The sequence below is a fragment of the Streptosporangium sp. NPDC006013 genome (genome assembly GCF_040614275.1).
In the GTDB taxonomy this organism is placed as follows: domain Bacteria; phylum Actinomycetota; class Actinomycetes; order Streptosporangiales; family Streptosporangiaceae; genus Streptosporangium.
Map to the genome: position 1 here is coordinate 1 of NZ_JBEXUE010000919.1, position 1,545 is coordinate 1,545.

General features: G+C 72.4%; 3 protein-coding genes. All 3 read right to left on the minus strand.

The features are described from left to right. Positions 1–103 precede the first annotated feature (103 nt). Positions 104–745 carry a thiamine phosphate synthase gene (gene thiE / locus ABZ260_RS50920; protein ID WP_350924408.1) on the minus strand — a complete coding sequence of 214 codons (642 nt, stop codon included), beginning with the start codon at positions 743–745 and terminating at the stop codon, positions 104–106. Beyond that, positions 723–1,097 (minus strand): Rv2175c family DNA-binding protein, encoded by a 375-nt coding sequence (locus ABZ260_RS50925; protein ID WP_326638209.1) that lies wholly within the window; start codon positions 1,095–1,097, stop codon positions 723–725. Before ABZ260_RS50925 ends, thiE begins: the two co-directional genes overlap by 23 nt. 50 nt (positions 1,098–1,147) lie before the next feature. Beyond that, on the minus strand, positions 1,148–1,545 hold a 398-nt coding region (locus tag ABZ260_RS50930; RefSeq protein WP_355633146.1), incomplete at its 5' end, for an oxidoreductase C-terminal domain-containing protein.

Genomic DNA, 1,545 nt, shown 5'->3' on the forward strand with positions numbered 1-1,545 from the left:
CCCGCGCACGGGCCGGCGCGCACCGGTCCGGTGCACGGGCCGGCGCCGTGCTCGGTGTCCCGTCCGCCCAGCCGGAGACACGCTCCCGCCGGGCGGAAGGACTTCAGACGGAGGCCGCCAGCCTCCGCTTGAACTCCTCCGCCGCCGCCTTGGGATCGTCGGCCTCGGTGATCGCCCGCACCACCACGACCCGGCGCACCCCATGGGAGACGACCTCGTCCAGGTTGGTGAGGTCGATGCCGCCGATGCCGAACCAGGGCCGTTCGGTCTCCAGGGCCGCGGCATGCCTGAGCAGGCCGGGGCCCGGAGCGTGCCTGCCAGGCTTGGTGGGCGTCGGCCAGATCGGGCCACAGCAGAAGTAGTCGACGCCGGGCTCGACCGCCGCGGCGGACGCCTCCTCGGGGGCGTGAGTGGAACGCCCGATGAGGATGTCGTCGCCGAGCATGTCGCGCACGATCGGCACCGGCAGATCGCCCTGGCCGAGGTGGAGCACGTCGGGGCGGATCGCGTAGGCGATGTCGGCCCTGTCGTTCACGGCCAGGAGCTTGCCATGCCGGTCGCAGGCCGCACGGAAGACGGCGAGGAGGTCGAGCTCCTCGCGCGCCTCAAGACCCTTCTCGCGTAGCTGCACGATGTCGACCCCGCCCGCCAGGGCGGCGTCGAGGAAGTCCGCGAGATCTCCCCGGTCACGCCGTCCGTCGGTGCACAGATACAGACGGGCGTCAGAAACCGAGGGCTTGGGCACGTCTCTTCACTTCCGTGTGGCGGCCCGCCACGATCGCGTCGACCGGCGAGCCCGGCAGCGTGTCGTCGGGGGTGAAAAGCCAGCGGAGCGACTCGACGTCGTCGTATCCGGCGTCGAGGAGCACCGTGAGAGTGCCCGGCAGCCCCTTGACGACGTCCGCGCCGGCGAGGAAGGCCGCGGGGACCTGTGGCTCGCCACCGCCCCTGCGCACTCCGATGAGCTTGCGGTCCTTGAGAAGTTGCTTGGCGCGACCGGCGCTCAGGTTGAGCCTTCTGGCAACCTCGGTCAGGGTGAGCCACTCGCCCACCAACTGGTCGGTCTCCCGGTCGATCTGCGCAACAGAAAGCGTCACGAATCCACCACTACCACATCGAGCCCTTCGCCAAACACCTGGCGGCGAGGTTACGCCACCGTACAGTCGCGCAACGCTATCGCAGGGTCGGCGAGGCGATTGACGTCGAGGCGCCGTCCGCCCTCGATGAGGCGGCGCCCCTGGACGAGGTCGCGGGGGCGGTTGACCGAGAGGACCGCGGCGAGCCGGTCGTCCTCGGTCACCCAGCACACCGCCCACCTGGTGTTTCCCTCGGCCTCCGGGTCGCCGCGCCGGATCAGGCGGGCGCCGTCGTGGTACCCGGCGTACTGGACCATGTGGCCGAACTGCTCGGACCAGAAGTAGGGGACCGGATCGTAGACGGCGACGTCGCCGACGAGCGTGGCCGGGGCCCCGGCCGGGGGGCCCCGGGCGGGGTGGCCGGGCGCGGCGCGGGGGCGCCCGCCCGAGCGGCGCGCCCCCCCCGCCC